Consider the following 2,184-nt stretch of genomic DNA (forward strand, 5'->3'; position numbering starts at 1 on the left):
GCTCTTTAGCGCCGATGGTAGTTGGGGGCTTCCCCCTGTGAGAGTAGGACGTCGCTAGGCACACAAAGCAGTCAGCAATAGCTGGCTGTTTTTTTGTTTTATCTAAAAATAAAGATTTAATAGAGACGATTGTGTAATTAAACGAATTGCGAAAGATAGATGATGCTAGAAGCCCGTTAGGGGTATTCGAGTAAATACGACCACCATATAGATTCAGAAAAAGTTCTATCTGTAAGTATAGATTCCCAAGGGGGGTAACAATCTATCATTTATTATTGAAGAGATAAGTGTTGTGATGAGTTTGTAATTGATGCGTATTTATATCAGATGGGAAAGCAATACTAAATTTTTTCAAAGTTATGGTGTTAACACTATTGCGTATTTTCAGATGCTTATATATATTTATACATATTTAAGAGAAATTGCAGATATTAATCACTTGTGCAATTTAAGATTTGGTATTTTTATAAGATTTATATTTTGATCGTTCTAATAACTTACGATTTATATGATGAATAGTAATTTTATTCAGTAAGTACCTTTTTATAATACTCAGTTGTTAAAAGATAAAGGCAGTAATGAAAGGGGTTTATCCTTTGTCATTGCTGCCTTTTCAGTTAAGATTGGTTTTTTATAAAGTGATGTTTTACATAGCAGAATTGCTAGTCCCTACTAGTGCCTATATATGAATTTCTATGAAGGCTGTTTAATACAAGGGGGTTCTTTTTAATTAATGAAGAATATGGACTTCTGGCCATCATGCTAAATTTACACAGGTGAAAACTAAGGAACTGTGTTTCCCCTATTCTTTAACTATAAGTAAGGAGGGTCGATACGGCTAAAATTTTATAGTTAAAGAATGCATTATAACAAAATATTTGCTAAACGTTGATTCCAATTTAGGCACACAAGTTGTTTACAGAGTTGAGTATTATACTGCTTTACTAAATCGACAAATTTCGCTTTTTTAAGTTCTAATCTTTTTGCTAGTTTCCTATAATGTAACCATTACTTGAAAAAGGAGAGGGAATTTTGTGGATTGATGGTGTTTTTTCTGGTGGGGGATTGAAAGGGTTCGCATTAGTTGGAGCGTATCAAGTATTAGAAGCTGAAAATTTCCACTTTAAACGGGTTGCAGGAACAAGTGCTGGAGCTATTTTAGCAGCTTTTATTGCTGCTGGTTATAGTGGTAAAGAAATTGAATGTATGCTTGAAGAGTTGGATGTACCTTCATTATTAGACCCTCGAAAAACATTTCTGCCATTGCCGTTTATGAAATGGATTAATGTCTATAACCATTTAGGCTTGTATAAAGGGAAAGCATTAGAAAAATGGTTCTTTCAAAAATTAGCGGATAAGGGAGTTTACACTTTTGCGGATATACCCGAAGGTTCATTGAAATTAGTAGCGTCGGATTTATCAAATGGTAGAATTATTGTTTTACCAGATGATTTACACAAGTATCAAATCGATGCTAGTAATTTTTCTGTTGCTAGTGCATTGCGTATGAGCTGTGGTATTCCATTTTTCTTTGAACCGGTTACATTAAAAACAGGAAAAGGCGAATCAGTCATTGTTGATGGTGGTGTATTAAGTAATTTCCCTCTATGGATCTTTGATGATAAAGAAGGACGCAAAAAGCGACCAGTACTTGGTCTTAAACTAAGTAGAAGTAGTGAAGAACAATGTCCTCAAGTAATAAAGAATGGTTTAAATTTATTTGAAGCGTTATTTGCAACTATGAAAGGGGCACATGATGAAAGATATATTTCAAGAAGACATGAAAGAGATATTGTTTTTATTCCGGTAGATGATTATAGCGCTACGCAATTTGATTTAAATGAGGAGACAAAGGAAACTTTACTAGAGATAGGTAGGAACCGTACTATTCAATTCTTAAAGACATGGCCTAGGTTTAGAATATAAAATTCTAAAAAAATGATAAAACCTATTGACGACTTATAAACTAGATGTTATTATATAAAAGTTGCTGTTACGACATGTAACTACGAAATAAAAAAACAAAATAAATGTTTGACATTATTTCAAAAACATGTTATTATATAAAAGTTAACTCTTACAAAACAGTTAACAAAATGAACCTTGAAAACTGAACAAGCAAAACGTAATCAATATAGTTTTTACTAGCTAACTTCGTTAGTGAACGAAACAAAATTTTGGACA

The 2,184-nt window shown here is 32.5% G+C and carries 1 protein-coding gene; it reads left to right on the forward strand.

What is annotated here, in order from left to right:
- The first annotated feature begins 1,032 nt into the window (after positions 1-1,032).
- The gene (locus tag ACIQXW_RS24205; protein WP_340821505.1) at positions 1,033-1,926 is read left to right on the forward strand and encodes a patatin-like phospholipase family protein; all 894 of its coding nucleotides are present in this window, start codon (positions 1,033-1,035) and stop codon (positions 1,924-1,926) included.
- The last annotated feature ends 258 nt before the right edge of the window (positions 1,927-2,184 follow it).

Source organism: Lysinibacillus sp. NPDC097162 (assembly GCF_044762185.1).
GTDB lineage: Bacteria > Bacillota > Bacilli > Bacillales_A > Planococcaceae > Lysinibacillus.